The 14,816-nt window shown below is 52.6% G+C and carries 12 protein-coding genes; 5 read left to right on the top strand and 7 right to left on the bottom strand.

Annotation, left to right across the window (positions count from 1 at the left end):
• Positions 1-12 precede the first annotated feature (12 nt).
• Together J4E05_RS19660 and J4E05_RS19655 are read right to left on the bottom strand one after the other, a co-directional pair.
• Positions 13-1,362 carry an outer membrane protein assembly factor BamB family protein gene (locus tag J4E05_RS19660; RefSeq protein ID WP_085588968.1) on the bottom strand — a complete coding sequence of 450 codons (1,350 nt, stop codon included), beginning with the start codon at positions 1,360-1,362 and terminating at the stop codon, positions 13-15.
• Positions 1,363-1,414: 52 nt separating this feature from the next.
• Positions 1,415-2,065 (bottom strand): tetratricopeptide repeat protein, encoded by a 651-nt coding sequence (locus J4E05_RS19655; protein ID WP_085589180.1) that lies wholly within the window; start codon positions 2,063-2,065, stop codon positions 1,415-1,417.
• 487 nt (positions 2,066-2,552) lie between these two features.
• On the opposite strand from J4E05_RS19655, the gene J4E05_RS19650 reads away from it, so the two are divergent.
• The 3 genes from J4E05_RS19650 to J4E05_RS19640 all read left to right on the top strand — a co-directional run bounded on the left by J4E05_RS19650 (position 2,553) and on the right by J4E05_RS19640 (position 4,355).
• A complete protein-coding gene (locus tag J4E05_RS19650; protein WP_349599201.1) occupies positions 2,553-3,011 on the top strand; it encodes a hypothetical protein in 459 nt (152 codons plus the stop codon).
• A gap of 198 nt (positions 3,012-3,209) precedes the next feature.
• Positions 3,210-3,563: a DUF2794 domain-containing protein gene (locus J4E05_RS19645; protein WP_085588972.1), complete on the top strand. Its 354-nt coding sequence runs from the start codon at positions 3,210-3,212 to the stop codon at positions 3,561-3,563.
• An 18-nt stretch (positions 3,564-3,581) separates the two neighbouring features.
• A complete protein-coding gene (locus J4E05_RS19640) occupies positions 3,582-4,355 on the top strand; it encodes a tetratricopeptide repeat protein (protein WP_349599198.1) in 774 nt (257 codons plus the stop codon).
• A 157-nt stretch (positions 4,356-4,512) separates the two neighbouring features.
• Here J4E05_RS19640 and J4E05_RS19635 read toward each other — a convergent pair whose 3' ends face one another.
• From J4E05_RS19635 to fliN, 4 genes are all read right to left on the bottom strand, one after another.
• A complete protein-coding gene (locus J4E05_RS19635) occupies positions 4,513-5,541 on the bottom strand; it encodes a ribonucleotide-diphosphate reductase subunit beta (protein WP_085588976.1) in 1,029 nt (342 codons plus the stop codon).
• 24 nt (positions 5,542-5,565) lie between these two features.
• Positions 5,566-7,434, bottom strand: a complete 1,869-nt coding sequence (locus J4E05_RS19630; protein WP_349599589.1) for a ribonucleoside-diphosphate reductase subunit alpha — start codon at positions 7,432-7,434, stop codon at positions 5,566-5,568.
• Positions 7,435-8,260: 826 nt separating this feature from the next.
• On the bottom strand, positions 8,261-10,621 hold the full coding sequence (locus J4E05_RS19625) for a glucose/quinate/shikimate family membrane-bound PQQ-dependent dehydrogenase (protein WP_349599194.1): 2,361 nt from the start codon (positions 10,619-10,621) through the stop codon (positions 8,261-8,263).
• A 573-nt stretch (positions 10,622-11,194) separates the two neighbouring features.
• Entirely contained in the window at positions 11,195-11,497 is a 303-nt protein-coding gene (gene fliN, locus J4E05_RS19620) for a flagellar motor switch protein FliN (protein ID WP_085589182.1), read from the bottom strand.
• 189 nt (positions 11,498-11,686) lie between these two features.
• On the opposite strand from fliN, the gene J4E05_RS19615 reads away from it, so the two are divergent.
• A complete protein-coding gene (locus J4E05_RS19615) occupies positions 11,687-12,787 on the top strand; it encodes a PLP-dependent cysteine synthase family protein (protein WP_349599191.1) in 1,101 nt (366 codons plus the stop codon).
• A 107-nt stretch (positions 12,788-12,894) separates the two neighbouring features.
• Here J4E05_RS19615 and J4E05_RS19610 read toward each other — a convergent pair whose 3' ends face one another.
• Complete coding sequence (locus tag J4E05_RS19610) at positions 12,895-13,398, bottom strand: Hsp20/alpha crystallin family protein (protein WP_349599188.1); 504 nt, start codon at positions 13,396-13,398, stop codon at positions 12,895-12,897.
• A gap of 273 nt (positions 13,399-13,671) precedes the next feature.
• Here J4E05_RS19610 and J4E05_RS19605 point away from each other — a divergent pair, with 273 nt between their 5' ends.
• Entirely contained in the window at positions 13,672-14,766 is a 1,095-nt protein-coding gene (locus J4E05_RS19605) for an NADH:flavin oxidoreductase/NADH oxidase (RefSeq protein ID WP_349599186.1), read from the top strand.
• Positions 14,767-14,816 lie beyond the last annotated feature (50 nt).

Here is a 14,816-nt window from a genome sequence, read left to right as displayed (position 1 = left end):
TCTGATCGACGTTTAACGATAGGCGACCAGCGACGCATTTGCCGTAAGGAAATACAATGTATCTCCGGCAACGATTGGCGGCAATGTTAACGGCCCTGGCAACGTATCGGTCCCGATGACTGTTCCATCATAAGGCGAAATCGTTTCAACGTCACCTTGCTCGTTCCCGACGATCAAACGGTCACCCGCCAAAACCGGCCCGGTCCATACCATGGCTTCGCTTTGATCTTCCGGATCAACATAACGCGGTAATGCTGACACCCATTTAACCCGTCCCGAGCGCCGCTGCAAGGCAATCAGGTCGTTGGTATTCGATAGCAGGAATACATAATTGCCGGCCACCCACGGAGACTGGATACCACCTTCTTCCACTTCCCACAAACGAACACCGGTCCGAAGGTCAATCGCTACCGTCAAACCGGAATTACTGGTCGCAATGACAAGGTCATTATCAATCACCGGCAAGCCCCGAATATCGGCAATAGCCGAAACAGCATCTGTCCGACCGGCCGACGCCAGGGTATCGGACCAGATCACCTGGCCGTTTTCAACACGAAGGGCGTAAAGTTCGCCGGTGCTATAGGCTGAAATCACCACACCCTGGTCAACTGCCGGGCTGGCACCACCAATAAAGGTGGCACCTTCGCTAGCACCACGATGGCTCCACAAAACTTCGCCGCTATAGGCATTCAGGGCGACAGTCTGGTTATCGACCGTTATCACAAACACCCGGCCACCACGAACGGTAGGGGCGGCACGCATTGGTGCGGTCAAGGTGGTACGCCACTTTACTTCCGCACTTGCGGCATCAATGGCAACCACTTCAGCAAAACCGGTGGTGGCATAAACCATGCCATCGGCATATGCCAGACCAGACCCCAGAAGGGTACTGTCATCTTCCTGATCCGGGGCAATATCCACATCCCAAATCTGCTTGCCGGTTTTTGCACTAAAGGCGCGCACTTCGGCATCGGCATCAATGGTAAACACAACACCCTTGGCAATGACAGGCTGGTTTAGCAACAAGTCTTCGTCCAGTGATCCGGTGCCAATGCTGCTGGACCACTGTTTTGTCATCGTTTCGTTGTCAAACGCCAGGTGCTGCAATGAATGGCTGGGGACACCGCCATTCTGGGTCCAGTCTTCCTGCACCTGCGGCTGTGGCAAAACAACTTTCTGATCGGTCAGGCCGGGATCAGGTACCAGCGTGCTTTGCAGCGACAAAACCGCCAGCCGTTCGCCAGGCAAGGGCGGATCTTCAGATTCCCCCATCCAGCTTGAGCAACCCGAAACCAGAACGGCAAAGCCCAATACGCATAAAACGGATTTTAAACGGTCCAGACGGTGTAATTGCAAAACCATATCCTTTAATCCTGTCCCGACGGCATCCTGAAAGGACACCCCTTATCGACAATCAGGCCTTGATCGCCTTCAAAAGCTCGCTCGCACGGCCGCGCATGTCAGACGGTGCTGTTTTGTCATCGGCCAGTTCAGTCAAAAGCGATTTGGCTTCATCGGTTTTACCAGCAGCAATGTTTAAAACAGCCATCATTTCGCGTGCCGAGTGATACCACGGGTTTTCCGGCACCGCGATCGGCTTCAGGCGGGCAATCAAGGCATCGGCATTGTCGGCACTGCCGGTATTCATGGCAATCTGCACAACGGCCAAATCACGATAAACCTTGTCAACATCACTATCTGCCGCAATGGCTTCCAGTTCCTTGACGGCGTTTTCAGTGTCATTCTGGCTTAGGTAAATCCGGGCTTTCTGGAAATGGCCCAGCGCAACAAAACCGTCATTGCCCTTGGCAATAATCGTGTCAAACGCATCAAGGGCGGCCTGGCTTTTATCCGGGCCTGCATTCACCAGTTCCAGCGCGTTGGCAAAACGCGTACCGTTTTCAAGACGGGTGGAATGTTCATAACTTTTCCAGCCTTCACGGCCTGCCACGCCAAGAACAACAACGGCAGCCACTGCGATGACGACCTTACCATATTTGCGCCACAGGCGCTCAGTGCGCTCGCGCTTAAGGTCTTCTTCGACTTCCTGGAAAATATCGACCACGAAACCCGCTCCAATTCGATCAAAATAAAGCGGGCCACATGCCCGCCCGTCAGAATAAAATAACGGCAAGGATTTAACGCGCCACGACCCAAGGGGTCAAGGGTGCTGCGTGATTCGGGTGCATTTTAAACGCGCCACACGCCAATTTCGGCTTATTCATCCGATTTGGCCGGTAAAACACACTCATCCCGGCAAAATTTTCACCCTGCATCCGCAATATCGCGCCTGCCCCCCATCAAAGCAAAGCACCCCATCGCAAGCAGGACTCCTGACCCCGATATAAGATACATAATATATCGCCCGTCGTTCAAAACCACAGGTACAAAGCAATCACAAAATGGGCAATCGGCTGCCACAATAAAGGCCTTGCTGGATATAACGGTTTAACCGGCATAAAACTTGCTTTATCGAAATAGAAGATCTTGGGGATCAGACCATAACAACCGTAACCCGGCAAATTTGGCCGGTTTGCAAAGGGATAAACCGCATGACCGGCATATATACCCCCTCTGCCCGGCCACAAACCCGGCAAAAAAGTGCGTTACGCGCTGTGACGCGTTATTGTCGCCCCATCGTCGCTGCATGCGGGTTATTTACCCTTTTTGCCGGGCTTGGCGGTTGCTCGAGCCTGGATAATACGGTTGCAAGCGCCACCGGCACAGAACTTTTGACAGCAACCCAGTGGTATATCGCCCTTGATGTCGTCTCGATCATTAATACCGATAAAACCATCGTTGATCACATTGTATCAATGTCGACCGGTCGCGATTGTTCAACCGTACGATCAAGCATGGGTGAACCCTATTGCAAGACAGACCCGATCCCCGAACCCCCGCTTTATTGTTACCGCACACTTGCCGCTGTAACCTGCTATGCGACCCCCGACCCCTATAGCACAGGCAAACGCACCGTCGACTGGCCGCCAACCCGTGGCAGAAGCCTGTAGCCCACAGCCCCTGCACAATTTTGCAGTGCGCCTTTCTGGAATGATCCCAAAGTCACATCTGACTCTAGCAGGTGGCTGGCAGAAATTTGCCTAAAAACCTGCCATTGCGACTTGAGAGGCTGCCAGATCCGCGCTACCGTATTGGTCGATTGTAAATGTTAGATGACAATCAGCCATTTCCACAGCCCGGAGCCCGGCATGGGAACACTTCTTAATCTGGTGCAATATCGTAAAAGCAAAACATTTGTTCACTTCAATCGGGCTGAACTACAAAAATTGATGAATATCTATTCCAGACAAGTCGCCGGTGGGGCTTGGCGCGACTACGCGATAGACCAGCTTGACGGCATGGCAATGTTTTCCATGTTTCGCGCCACCCATGAAAATCCATTATTTGCTGTCATCAAACTTCCGCCAGACCAGAAAAATGCCGGTCAATATCTTGCCCTTCATAGCGGGGTGAAAATCAAACAAAGTTCGCAACTTGAAACCGTCCTTGAGGCCATCGAAAAACGTGCCCGCAAGGTTGTTCCGCTGTTTAAAAACCGCTAACTCCAACCGGTCTGATCAATGTTGCAAAATTGCCTGTTTCCCCTTACCCGCCCGTCCCGCCTTTCGGGTAAAAACCGCCGCACCATAGTGTTGGCAGCGCCGTTGCTCGTGGTGTTATGCCTTGGCTTTTCCCAAAATGCCCGTGCCGATTACAAGGCAGGATATCTCGCCTACAAAGCCGGGAATTTCCGTAATGCCCAACAGGAATGGCAGGATGCCGCATCAACCGACCCACGGGCGGCCTATGCGCTTGGCCTGCTTTATTACCGCGGCAAACTGGGTGGCGAGGATTACGAGAACGCGGCAAAATGGTTTTCGGTTGCGGCACGTGCCAACCACCCCAATGCCCTTTATTACATGGGCCTGCTATATTTAAACGGTTGGGGGGTAAACTATGACCAGTTCAAAGCCACCGATTTTTTAAAACGGGCCTTTATTGCCAATGGCAAAAACGCCGATGCCGCCTTTTTACTGGGTGAACAATATATGCATGGCCGGGGCGCCATGCAAAACTATGTCGATGCTGCACATTATTACCTGAAGGCGGCGCAGGAAGGCCTGCCCGCCGGGCAATATATGATCGGGGCCATGTATGAACGTGGCTGGGGTGTGGACCCGGACCTGGCCGAGGCCTATTACTGGCTACGCCTGTCGGCCCTAAAGCCGATCAATACCCCGCCTGGCACCGAGCTGGAGGCCGACCCTGGCAAAGCCATTGCCCAGCTTGAACAAAAACTGCGCCCCGAAGAAATACGCCATGTCGAGGACCGGCTGGGTACGGCAATTCGCTAGTCACGTTCAAAACATTTTAGCCTGCGATATCTTCAAGGCCCTATGCCATGCGGAGCGATACGACGTTCAGCCCCGAATAATACTACATAAAATAAAAGGCCGCCCCAAACCGGGCGGCCTTCATCATATTACGGCGAACAGGTGGACATCGACCAAATCAGTCAAATGCCTCGCCCCAGGTGCCACGGGTTGCAGCCTTTGAATATTCGGTCGCCCGGTTTTCAAAGAAATTGGTGTGCTCGACCGCGTTTAACATCGCATCCATCCACGGCAGCGGATTATTTTCAATGTGATAAATCGGGTCCAGTCCCAACTGGGTCAAACGGCGATCAGCAATATAGCGGATATACAGCTTGATATCCTTCGGCGTTAAGCCCTCGACCGCGCCTGCCTCAAATGCCAGATCGATAAAGGCATCTTCATGCACCACAATGGTTTCGCAGGCTTCCAGCAAATCGGCCCGCATTGCATCGTCCCAGATTTGCGGGTTTTCGCGGGTAAAGGTTTTAAACAGGCGAATCACGCTTTCGCAATGCAGGCTTTCATCGCGCACCGACCATGTCACGATCTGCCCCATGCCCTTCATTTTGTTAAAGCGCGGGAAGTTCATTAACATCGCGAAAGACGCAAACAGCTGCAAACCTTCGGTGAAAGCACCAAATACCGCCAGGGTTTTTGCCATTTTGCGCATCCCGTCTTCGGTCAGGCGCAAATCCCCGCGTTCATCGATATATTCATCTTCGGCGTCAATACCCCAAATCTGCATATAATCGTATTTGTCCTTCATTTCCTTATACTGAAAGAAGGCCTCATATTCGGTTTCGGGCATGCCGATGGTATCAAGCAAATGCGAATAGGCCGCGACATGGATGGTTTCCATGTTGGAAAAGGCCGCCAGCATCATCTGCACTTCGGTGGGTTTAAACACCCGGGTGTAGTGACGCATATAGCAGTTATTCACCTCGATATCGGACTGGGTGAAAAAACGGAAAATCTGGGTTAACAGGTTCCGTTCTGCATCGGTAATCGTATGATTCCAGTCTTTCACATCGTCGGCCAACGGCACTTCTTCAGGCAACCAGTGAATTTGCTGCTGGGTTAACCATGCTTCATAAGCCCAAGGGTAGCGAAACGGCTTGTAAACCGGGTTTTCGGTTAAAAGGTCCATGGTTTTTTCGTCGGTCATATCAATCTCTTTCCCGCCCGGGCCTTATTGGCACGCCAGGCATTCTTCATATTCGGTCTGGGTGCTGTCCTGTGAGGCTACAGCGTTACCTGCGGCACGGGCAGCGGCCAGCACGGCTTCGATATCAAGATCGGCTGCTTTTTCCTTGCGTGGCACATTGGCGACGACTTCGGCCCTCTGGATCGATTTCGACCGGCAGTAATAAAGGCTTTTGACACCTTTCTTCCAGGCCTGGAAATGGATCTGGTGCAAATCGCGCTTATGCACATTCGAGGGCAGGAAGATGTTAAGCGACTGGGCCTGATCAATTTTCGGCGCACGGTCACCTGCCAGTTCGATCAACCAGCGCTGATCAATTTCAAAAGCAGTTTTAAACACATCCTTTTCCAGATCAGACAGGAAGTCCAGATGCTGAACCGAGCCTTCATTCACCGTGATCGAGGTCCAGACCTGTTCGTTATTCTGGCCTTTTTCCTCGAGCAACTGCGCAAGGTATTTGTTGCGCACGTTAAAAGACCCCGACAGGGTTTTATGGGTATAGGAATTGGCTGCTGTCGGCTCGATCCCTGGCGAAGCGCCGCCGCAAATGATGGAAATTGATGCTGTCGGTGCAATGGCGGTTTTATTGGAAAAACGCGCCTTCATGCCATATTCGGCCGCATCCGGGCACGAACCACGTTCATCGGCCAGCTTTTCCGATGCCGCATCGGCCTGTTTTTGCACATGATCAAAAATCTGATTGTTCCAAACCTTGCTCATCACACCTTCAAGCGGAATGCCCATTGATTGCAGGAAGGAATGGAACCCCATAACCCCCAGGCCAACAGAACGTTCGCGCATGGCCGAATATTTGGCACGCGCCATGCTGTCCGGGGCGTTTTTAATAAAGTCTTCCAGAACGTTATCAAGGAAGCGCAAAATGTCTTCGATAAATTGCGGTTCTTCCTTCCAGGTCTGGTAATGCTCCAGATTAAGCGAGGACAGGCAGCAAACGGCCGTCCGGTCGCCGCCGTGCTGGTCACGCCCGGTCGGCAGGGTAATTTCCGCACACAGGTTGGATGTCTTGACGCTTAAGCCGGCCATTTTATGATGCTGCGGCACCGCCCGGTTTACCGTATCGATAAACAGCATATAGGGTTCGCCGGTTTCGACCCGCGATGTCAGAAGACGGATCCACAGGGACCGCGCACTAACCTTGCGCACCACATGCCCGTCCTTGGGCGATGTTAATGCCCATTCTTCGTCATTTTCCACCGCGCGCATAAAGGCATCGGAAACCGACACCCCCTGATGCAGGTTGGGCGTTTTACGGTTGGGATCCCCCCCGGTCGGGCGGCGCATTTCGGAAAATTCTTCAATTTCCGGGTGGCTGACGGGCAAATAAACCGCAGCAGACCCGCGCCGCAGCGACCCCTGGCTAATTGCCAGCGTCAGGCTGTCCATCACGCGGATAAACGGCACAACGCCGGATGTTTTGCCGTTTTTACCGACTTTTTCACCGATCGAGCGCAAATTACCCCAATAAGACCCAATGCCACCGCCGCGCGCTGCCAGCCAGACATTTTCGGTCCACAAATCAACGATGCCAGACAGGTTATCGTCAGCTTCGTTCAAGAAGCACGAAATAGGCAAACCACGCGTGGTACCCCCGTTTGACAGGATCGGCGTTGCCGGCATAAACCAGTGTTTGGACATATAGTCGTAAATGCGCTGGGCGTGATCGGCATTGTCGCCATAATAGCTGGCAACCCGGGCAAACAGGTCCTGATAGCTTTCACCGGGCATCAAGTAACGGTCGGTAAGAACCGCTTTGCCAAAATCAGTCAGCAAGTCATCACGGGTACGGTCAACAATAACCCGCGCGCCTTTTTCATGCTGCACGACATCTAGCATTTTCATGCTGCTATCCTTCAAACTGGACGTTCACCGGCCCATCGCCGATACGTCGCTAAAACCAATCGCGACGGGCCACACCGCACTGCCTTGAACTGCGCACAAAACAAGCCTGTATCCGCCAGCCAATGCCGCAGATGCCATGTTCCGATACCAGATCTGGTTGTGTCTTACGGGTGTGTTCCCGTGTCCCATTTTCTTTATGAGGGAAGTTTATGCCTGTTCCAGACAGGTTTGAAAACACTATATCTGGTGTTTGACGATAAAATTTTATCCATTGATTGTATCAGAACCGTTACAAGCCCGGATAACCAGTGATTCGCAGATGATTGGTTCCCTGCCGTTTGAACGGTCAAGAAAAACATCAAAAAATCGACGGCCCTGTTTCGTACACGTAGCTCAACGAAAAAGGCCAAAGCTCGCAACCAAAGGGATAAAGCCGGACCAAACCTGTCAATCGTTGTTGCAAAAAACATCTTCGATTCGACATTCAAAAATACGGCCAGTTTTAAAAGCCAGCGGCAAACCGGGATCATAACACTGCTTTTCGCTCGCATTTACAGTTTGGCGTAACACATCAATCAATGCGGCCAACTCGGCCCGCGACCGCCCCCGTCGGCGTCGCAGTTCTGCCAACGTGCAAAAATTTAGCCCGATATTATTTTTTGCAGTCAGATCCATTACCATAACGCAAAGAAGGCTTTGCACCCACCTTCCAAAAAAAGCCCCCGTAAAGGGAGCTTTTTAAGAAATCTGCCAACAGGCAACGCCATATAATCGACCCTTTAAAACAGGCCATCATATGGCGCCTTACCCTTTTGCTGGTTTACCGGCTTTGATCTGGCAGTTTATAGGCCATTACATAATCGCCCGGTTTGGTGCCAACGGAACCATGACCACCGGCAACAATCACAACATATTGCGTGCCATCATCGGTGGCATAGGTCATCGGGGTGGACTGGCCACCTGCAGGCAACCGTGCCTCCCAAATCTGCTTGCCCGTTGTCAGGTCATAGGCGCGGAAATAGTCATCCACGGCGGCCCCAAGGAAAGCAACACCACCAGCGGTGATAATCGGCCCGCCAATACCGGGAACCCCCAGTTTAATTGGCAACGGCAGCGGTGTCATATCGTAGACCGTACCATTTTTATGCTTATAGGCGATATCACCGGTGCGTAAATCGGCCCCGGCGACATAACCCCAGGGCGGTGCCTGACAAGGCACCTTAATCGGCGAGAGGAACGGCCCCATGCTAACGGCATAAGGAGCGCCGGTATTCTGATTAATGCCCATTTCACTGGCTTTTTTGGAACCCTGCGGCGGTACTTCGTCGCGCGGGATCAGTTTGGATGTAAATGCCAGATAAGTCGGCATCCCAAACATCACCTGGCGTTTCGGATCAACCGCAACACTACCCCAGTTAAAAGTGCCAAAATTACCCGGGTAAATCAGCGATCCCTGCAAGGATGGCGGGGTATAGCGACCTTCATATTTCAACTGATGAAATTCAATGCGGCAGGCCAGCTGATCAAACAGCGTTATGCCCCACATATCCTTTCCCGTCAGCTTTTCGGGCATAAAGGTTAAATCCGATACCGGCTGGGTCGGCGCACTATGATCTTCGGGAATGGTGCCGCCCGGTGCGGCAACTTCGCGGACATTGATCAGGGGTTCGCCGGTGCGACGATCCAGCACATAGATATCACCCTGTTTGGTTGCACCGACCAAGGCCGGCGTTTCATTGCCCATTTCATCGGAAATATTGGTCAAAACAGGCTGCGCAGGAACATCCATATCCCACAAATCATGGTGAACCGTCTGACGGACCCATTGAACCTTGCCGGTCTCGATATTTAGCGCAACGATGGAAGACGAATATTTCTCGACATTCTCGCTACGGTTCATTCCCAACTGATCAGGCACCTGGTTTCCCAGCGGGATATAAACCATGCCCAGCTTTTCATCGACCGAAAAAACCGACCAGCTATTAGGGGAATTGGTGGTGTAGGTTTCACCTTCCGCCAACGGCTCGGTTTCGGTCGGATTGCCGGAATCCCAATTCCACAACAATTCACCACTATGAATGTCAAAGGCACGAATAACGCCCGACTGTTCCTGTGTTGAATAGTTATCGTTTACCGCCCCGCCAATAATAATTTTGCCGTCAACGGCAACCGGGGGCGATGTCGAATAATAATAACCCGACGGATTATGCGGCATTTTCTGTTCAAGGTGCAACGTACCATTTTCGGCAAAGCTGTCACACACACTGCCGTCTTTGGCATCAAGTGCAATCAGGCGAGCGTCAGATGTCGGCAGGTAAACCCGCTCGGCACAATGGTCACCTGTTTTGGCTTGCGGGTCGGCATAATAGGTTACGCCCCGGCAGGTTTGATGCTGACGGTCGGTATTTGCCCCCACCTTGGGGTCAAACTTCCATTTTTCCTTACCGGTTTTCGCATCAATGGCAATGGCCCAACTGTGCGGCGTGCATAAATACAGGGAATCGCCAACTTTTAACGGTGTTACCTGATAGGTGGTTTCCGGCACATCGCTGGACTGGCGAACATCACCGGTTTCGTAACGCCATGCTTCTGTCAGTTGATCAACATTTTTTGCCGTAATCTGGCTTAATGGCGAATAACGTTGCCCATACTGGGTTCGGCCATACTGGTGCCAGTCCCCATCAGGGATGGAATTGCCCATATCCGGGTTCTGCGTCACGACCTTGTCGTTTAAACGGCCGGTAACGGCATTGGGATCATTGACCATGGAACCAACGGCAACAACAACGGTAATCACCACTGCCATGCTTAAACCAATACCACCAGGATACTGTGTTTTTCCGTCAGCACCGGTGCTGTGACTGCCATGACCAAGGCCACGCCGCACCCATGGCGTTAATAACCACAAGCCCAACAACACGGGAATACCCCCGCGCGGTGCAAGCTGCCACCAGTCGAAGCCAACTTCCCACAAAGCCCAGGCAAGACTTGCAATCAGAAAGGCTGCGTAAAACCACAGGACAACCGGTTTACGACGGTGCAACAGCCATGCGGCGATCAAAAAGACAACGCCAGCAATGGCATAATACCAGCTGCCGCCCAACGCCATTAGCCACACACCGCCAGCAGCAAGTGCAAGTCCAACCAGCGCAAAGACGACAACGCTCAGCAGATTAACCATCTATCTGTTCCATTTCGTTTTGCGAACACACGGCATATTGTTTATCCGTCCATGAAGGCAGACCGTCAGACAGCACCTTTAAGATCAAACAAGATCAGAGAAAATGCATCCGAAGGCCAATATACCGCGCAAATCGAGGTTTCCGGCCATGATCCGCCACTGCAAAATCATATCCGGCCACACCGCCTGTTACGCTTTCATGCCCTGACCGGAACGTTTCGGGCCTGTTATCCCTTCGGCCGAAAGCCAGCACAATCACGCCAGCACCCAACCCAAAAGGCCGAACACCACCCGTAACAGATGAAATGTGGAATTCATTTAATGTAAAACGCGAACCCGGGCATCAGGTTCCACAAAGAACACATCATTTTCACATCCGCCCCTTAATGCCACCACAGACACGACACAGTGCCGCAAAGCGGATCAGTAAACGCAATATAGGCGCCACCTCAAAGCAACAACCCGCGTCACAAAGACTTTAACCCTGGCCAAACGGGATGAAACATAAGGAAGGGTGAAAAACCGCAAGCAAAACAACCTGCCAGATGCAGGCCAGATCCTTAAACAGGGCGTTTAATGGTGGGTTTCAATGACCATGCCCGATTTGATCACTTCGGTAATGGTTACACCAAGCCGGTCGTCAACAACCACAAGCTCGCCACGGGCGACCAGCCGGTTATTAACATAAATATCCACCGGCTCGCCAACCTTGCGGTCAAGTTCCAATACGGCACCGCGTGTCAGCCGCATCAATTGCGCAACCTGAATCTGGCTTTTCCCGATCACGGTCGAAACCCGCACCGGAATATCATATGCCGCGCCAATTTCGCTTTCGCCGTGGCGTTTTTCGTAATGGTCTTTGTCGTTATCGGCCATGTCTGAAAACCATTCCTGAAAATCTGGGCGCGTAAAGAATACCGGTTGCATGAATACTATACCCTAGCGCTGAAGATTTGGTTAGCAAACAGTTTTCAAAACTACGGTGGATTTTTGTATAATTTTGCACTAAACGGAACCCCATACAGTTGCCAGTACACAGCCCTTTATAAAAGATACAGGATAACCATGCCGCAGGATCGCCAATGGGTGGCCGATGCCATCGCCCGGATCGAAGCCGACTTCACCCGCTCCGCCGACACGCACCTGATCCAGCTGGATCTGCCGCAACTGGGCGATATTGGGCTGTATCTGAAAGATGAAAGCACCCATCCCAGCGGCAGCCTGAAGCACCGCCTCGCCCGTTCGTTGTTTCTATATGGCCTGTGTAATGGCTGGATCACAAAAAACACCCCGATCATCGAGGCATCCAGCGGCTCTACCGCTGTTTCCGAGGCTTATTTTGCCCGCCTGCTCGGCCTGCGCTTTATCGCTGTCATGCCTAAAACCACGTCGCCGCAAAAAATTGCAAAAATCACCTTTTATGGTGGTGAATGCCATCTGGTTGATAATGGCAGCATGATTTACGACGAATCCCACCGCCTGGCGCGCGAACTAAACGGCCATTACATGGACCAGTTCACCTATGCCGAACGCGCGACCGACTGGCGCGGCAATAACAATATTGCCGAAAGCATTTTTGAACAGTTGGGCCGCGAACCCCACCCCACCCCACGCTGGATCGTTGTCGGGGCAGGTACGGGTGGAACATCGTCAACCATTGGCCGCTTTATTCGTTATGGCAAGGTTCTGGCTAACGGTTGCGAACTATGCGTGGCCGACCCTGAAAATTCGGTATTTTACGATGCCTATGCCACAGGCGACTGCAGCATTACCGGCACATGTGGTTCCCGGGTCGAGGGCATTGGTCGCCCCCGTGTTGAACCCAGCTTTAACCCTACCGTTGTTGATCGCATGATGCGCATTCCCGATGCAGGCAGCTTTGCCGCACTGCATTATCTGGAAAAACATCTGGGGCGTCGCTGCGGGGGGTCAACCGGCACCAATCTGATCGCAACACTGGCTTTGATCAGTGAAATGAAACAGGCTGGCGAAAGTGGATCGGTTGTAACATTGCTGTGCGACAGCGGTGATCGCTATAGCGACACCTATTATAATCCGCAATGGATTGCCGATCAGGGCATTGATCTTGCCCCGTGGCACGCGGCCCTGGAAAAGTTCGACCAGACTGGCGTTTTTGATGTGAAACTGGACCGGCACAGCGCATAAAACCGGCCACCTGCATTTCCAAAGCGAACAGCCGACAACACCACACAAATAAAAACGGGCGGGGAAAACCCCGCCCGTTTCGTTATGATGCCATCATCAATTTTCTATTATGCGCCTGCGACCGAAATCTTGCGTGGCTCCGGCTTTTGCTCCACAACTTTTGGCAGTGAAAGCGTCAGAACGCCATTCTTGAATGTGGCCGAAATATTATCGGCATCAACATTCTCAGGCAGGCGGAACGACCGGGTAAAGCTGCCATAGCTGCGCTCGACAACACGGGCACCTTCATTGCTTTCGCGGGTCGACTTCTTTTCGCCCTTGACGGTTAAAACACCTTCAAGAACGGAAACATCCACATCATCCTGTTCAACACCGGGAAGCTCGGCGCTTAATTCAATTGCGTCGTCACTTTCATGAACATCGATGCGGGGATTAAGGGTTTTGGTTGCTTCTGCATCCCCTTCCGCCTGTGTCGGGCGTAACGCGCCGCGGCCAAGGAACGATCCTAAAACACGGTCAATATCGCGCGAAAATACACCAAAGGGATCACCAAATGCTGGAACATTGGCAATGCGACGGGAAGCACCGTTTACATGTGAAAAACCGGTCATAATAACTCTCCATACAAGACGAGCATTCTTGCGCTTTTTGGTCCAGCGAGGCTGCAACCTTTGCGCGATCAAGGCCACCATGGCCCTTTCAAACCAGAAGATAATACGCCTTTAGACAGTCGCAAGGGCGTGACACATTTTTTTTGAATTTTTTGGCATCTGTTCCGCGTTGCACAATTCACATTGGCAATTGGCGCGCCCCAACGCTAGGATCATACCATATGCAGGCACGCCATATGTCGTGCCCCCACCTTTGAACTGGACCAAAATCCCATGAGTCAACTTTTCACCCCGCTTGCCCTGGGCAAGCTGGCGCTTGATAACCGTATCATCATCGCGCCAATGTGCCAGTATTCTGCCGACAATGGCAAAGCGACCGATTGGCACACCATCCACCTGGGCAACCTTTCCCTGTCGGGAGCCAGCCTGCTGATCCTTGAGGCAACAGCCGTTGAACCCGAAGGCCGCATCACCTATGCCGACCTTGGCCTGTGGAACGACGAAACGGAACAGGCCCTGGCGCGCACCTTAAAAGCCATCCGTGCCAATTCTGACATGCCAGTTGGCATTCAGTTGGGCCATGCCGGGCGCAAGGCCAGCACGGCCAAACCCTGGGATGGCGGCCATGCCATTGCCCCGAATGATGAAAATGGCTGGCAGGTTTCAGCCCCCTCTGCCATTCCGTTTCTTGATGGCAACCCCGTGCCCGAAGCCCTGAGCAAGGAGCGTATTGCCGAAATCATTACACGCTTTGCCGATGCGGCAAAACGGGCGGATCGTCTGGGTATTGACGCAATCGAACTGCACGGCGCACATGGCTATCTAATCCATCAGTTCCTGTCGCCGCTGTCAAATCAGCGTACCGACGAATATGGTGGCAGCCTCGAAAATCGCATGCGCTTTGCGCTGGAAATTTACGATGCCGTCCGTGCCGAATTTAGCGCCGATAAACCGGTTGGCATTCGCATTTCCGCCAGCGACTGGGTAGAAGGCGGCTGGGACCTTGAACAAAGTCTGGTTCTGGCACAGGCTCTTAAGGAACGTGGTTGTGACTTTATCCATGTTTCATCTGGCGGGCTTCATGCTGCACAGCAAATTCCGGTTGGCCCGAATTATCAGGTTCCCTTTGCCGACCGCATCAAGGCCCAAACCGGACTTACCACCATCGCCGTTGGCCTGATAACCGAAGCAGAACAAGCCGAAGCCATCATTGGCACCGGCCAGGCTGACGCCATCGCCCTCGCCCGCGGCATTCTTTATGACCCGCGCTGGCCGTGGCATGCGGCAGCCATCCTTGGTGCCTCGGTCAAGGCACCAAACCAGTATTTGCGCTGCCAGCCGCGCGCATATAAAAAACTGTTTGTCTAAATTAAAGCCCGGGGGAAACGGATTCCCCCGGGCTTTATTCTTTGTTGAGC

Origin of the sequence: Thalassospira sp. NFXS8 (genome assembly GCF_040148805.1) — a bacterium.
Lineage (GTDB): Bacteria > Pseudomonadota > Alphaproteobacteria > Rhodospirillales > Thalassospiraceae > Thalassospira.
This window is presented reverse-complemented; position numbering and strand designations above follow the sequence as displayed.

Excerpts from the sequence above, each read along its gene's own strand:
- J4E05_RS19630 (WP_349599589.1), bottom strand. The coding sequence starts at position 7,434 with ATGCTAGATGTCGTGCAGCATGAAAAAGGCGCGCGGGTTATTGTTGAC.
- J4E05_RS19635 (WP_085588976.1), bottom strand. The coding sequence starts at position 5,541 with ATGACCGACGAAAAAACCATGGACCTTTTAACCGAAAACCCGGTTTAC.
- J4E05_RS19650 (WP_349599201.1), top strand. The coding sequence starts at position 2,553 with ATGACCGGCATATATACCCCCTCTGCCCGGCCACAAACCCGGCAAAAA.
- J4E05_RS19615 (WP_349599191.1), top strand. The coding sequence starts at position 11,687 with ATGCCGCAGGATCGCCAATGGGTGGCCGATGCCATCGCCCGGATCGAA.
- J4E05_RS19625 (WP_349599194.1), bottom strand. The coding sequence starts at position 10,621 with ATGGTTAATCTGCTGAGCGTTGTCGTCTTTGCGCTGGTTGGACTTGCA.
- J4E05_RS19645 (WP_085588972.1), top strand. The coding sequence starts at position 3,210 with ATGGGAACACTTCTTAATCTGGTGCAATATCGTAAAAGCAAAACATTT.
- J4E05_RS19605 (WP_349599186.1), top strand. The coding sequence starts at position 13,672 with ATGAGTCAACTTTTCACCCCGCTTGCCCTGGGCAAGCTGGCGCTTGAT.
- J4E05_RS19660 (WP_085588968.1), bottom strand. The coding sequence starts at position 1,362 with ATGGTTTTGCAATTACACCGTCTGGACCGTTTAAAATCCGTTTTATGC.
- fliN (WP_085589182.1), bottom strand. The coding sequence starts at position 11,497 with ATGGCCGATAACGACAAAGACCATTACGAAAAACGCCACGGCGAAAGC.
- J4E05_RS19640 (WP_349599198.1), top strand. The coding sequence starts at position 3,582 with ATGTTGCAAAATTGCCTGTTTCCCCTTACCCGCCCGTCCCGCCTTTCG.
- J4E05_RS19610 (WP_349599188.1), bottom strand. The coding sequence starts at position 13,398 with ATGACCGGTTTTTCACATGTAAACGGTGCTTCCCGTCGCATTGCCAAT.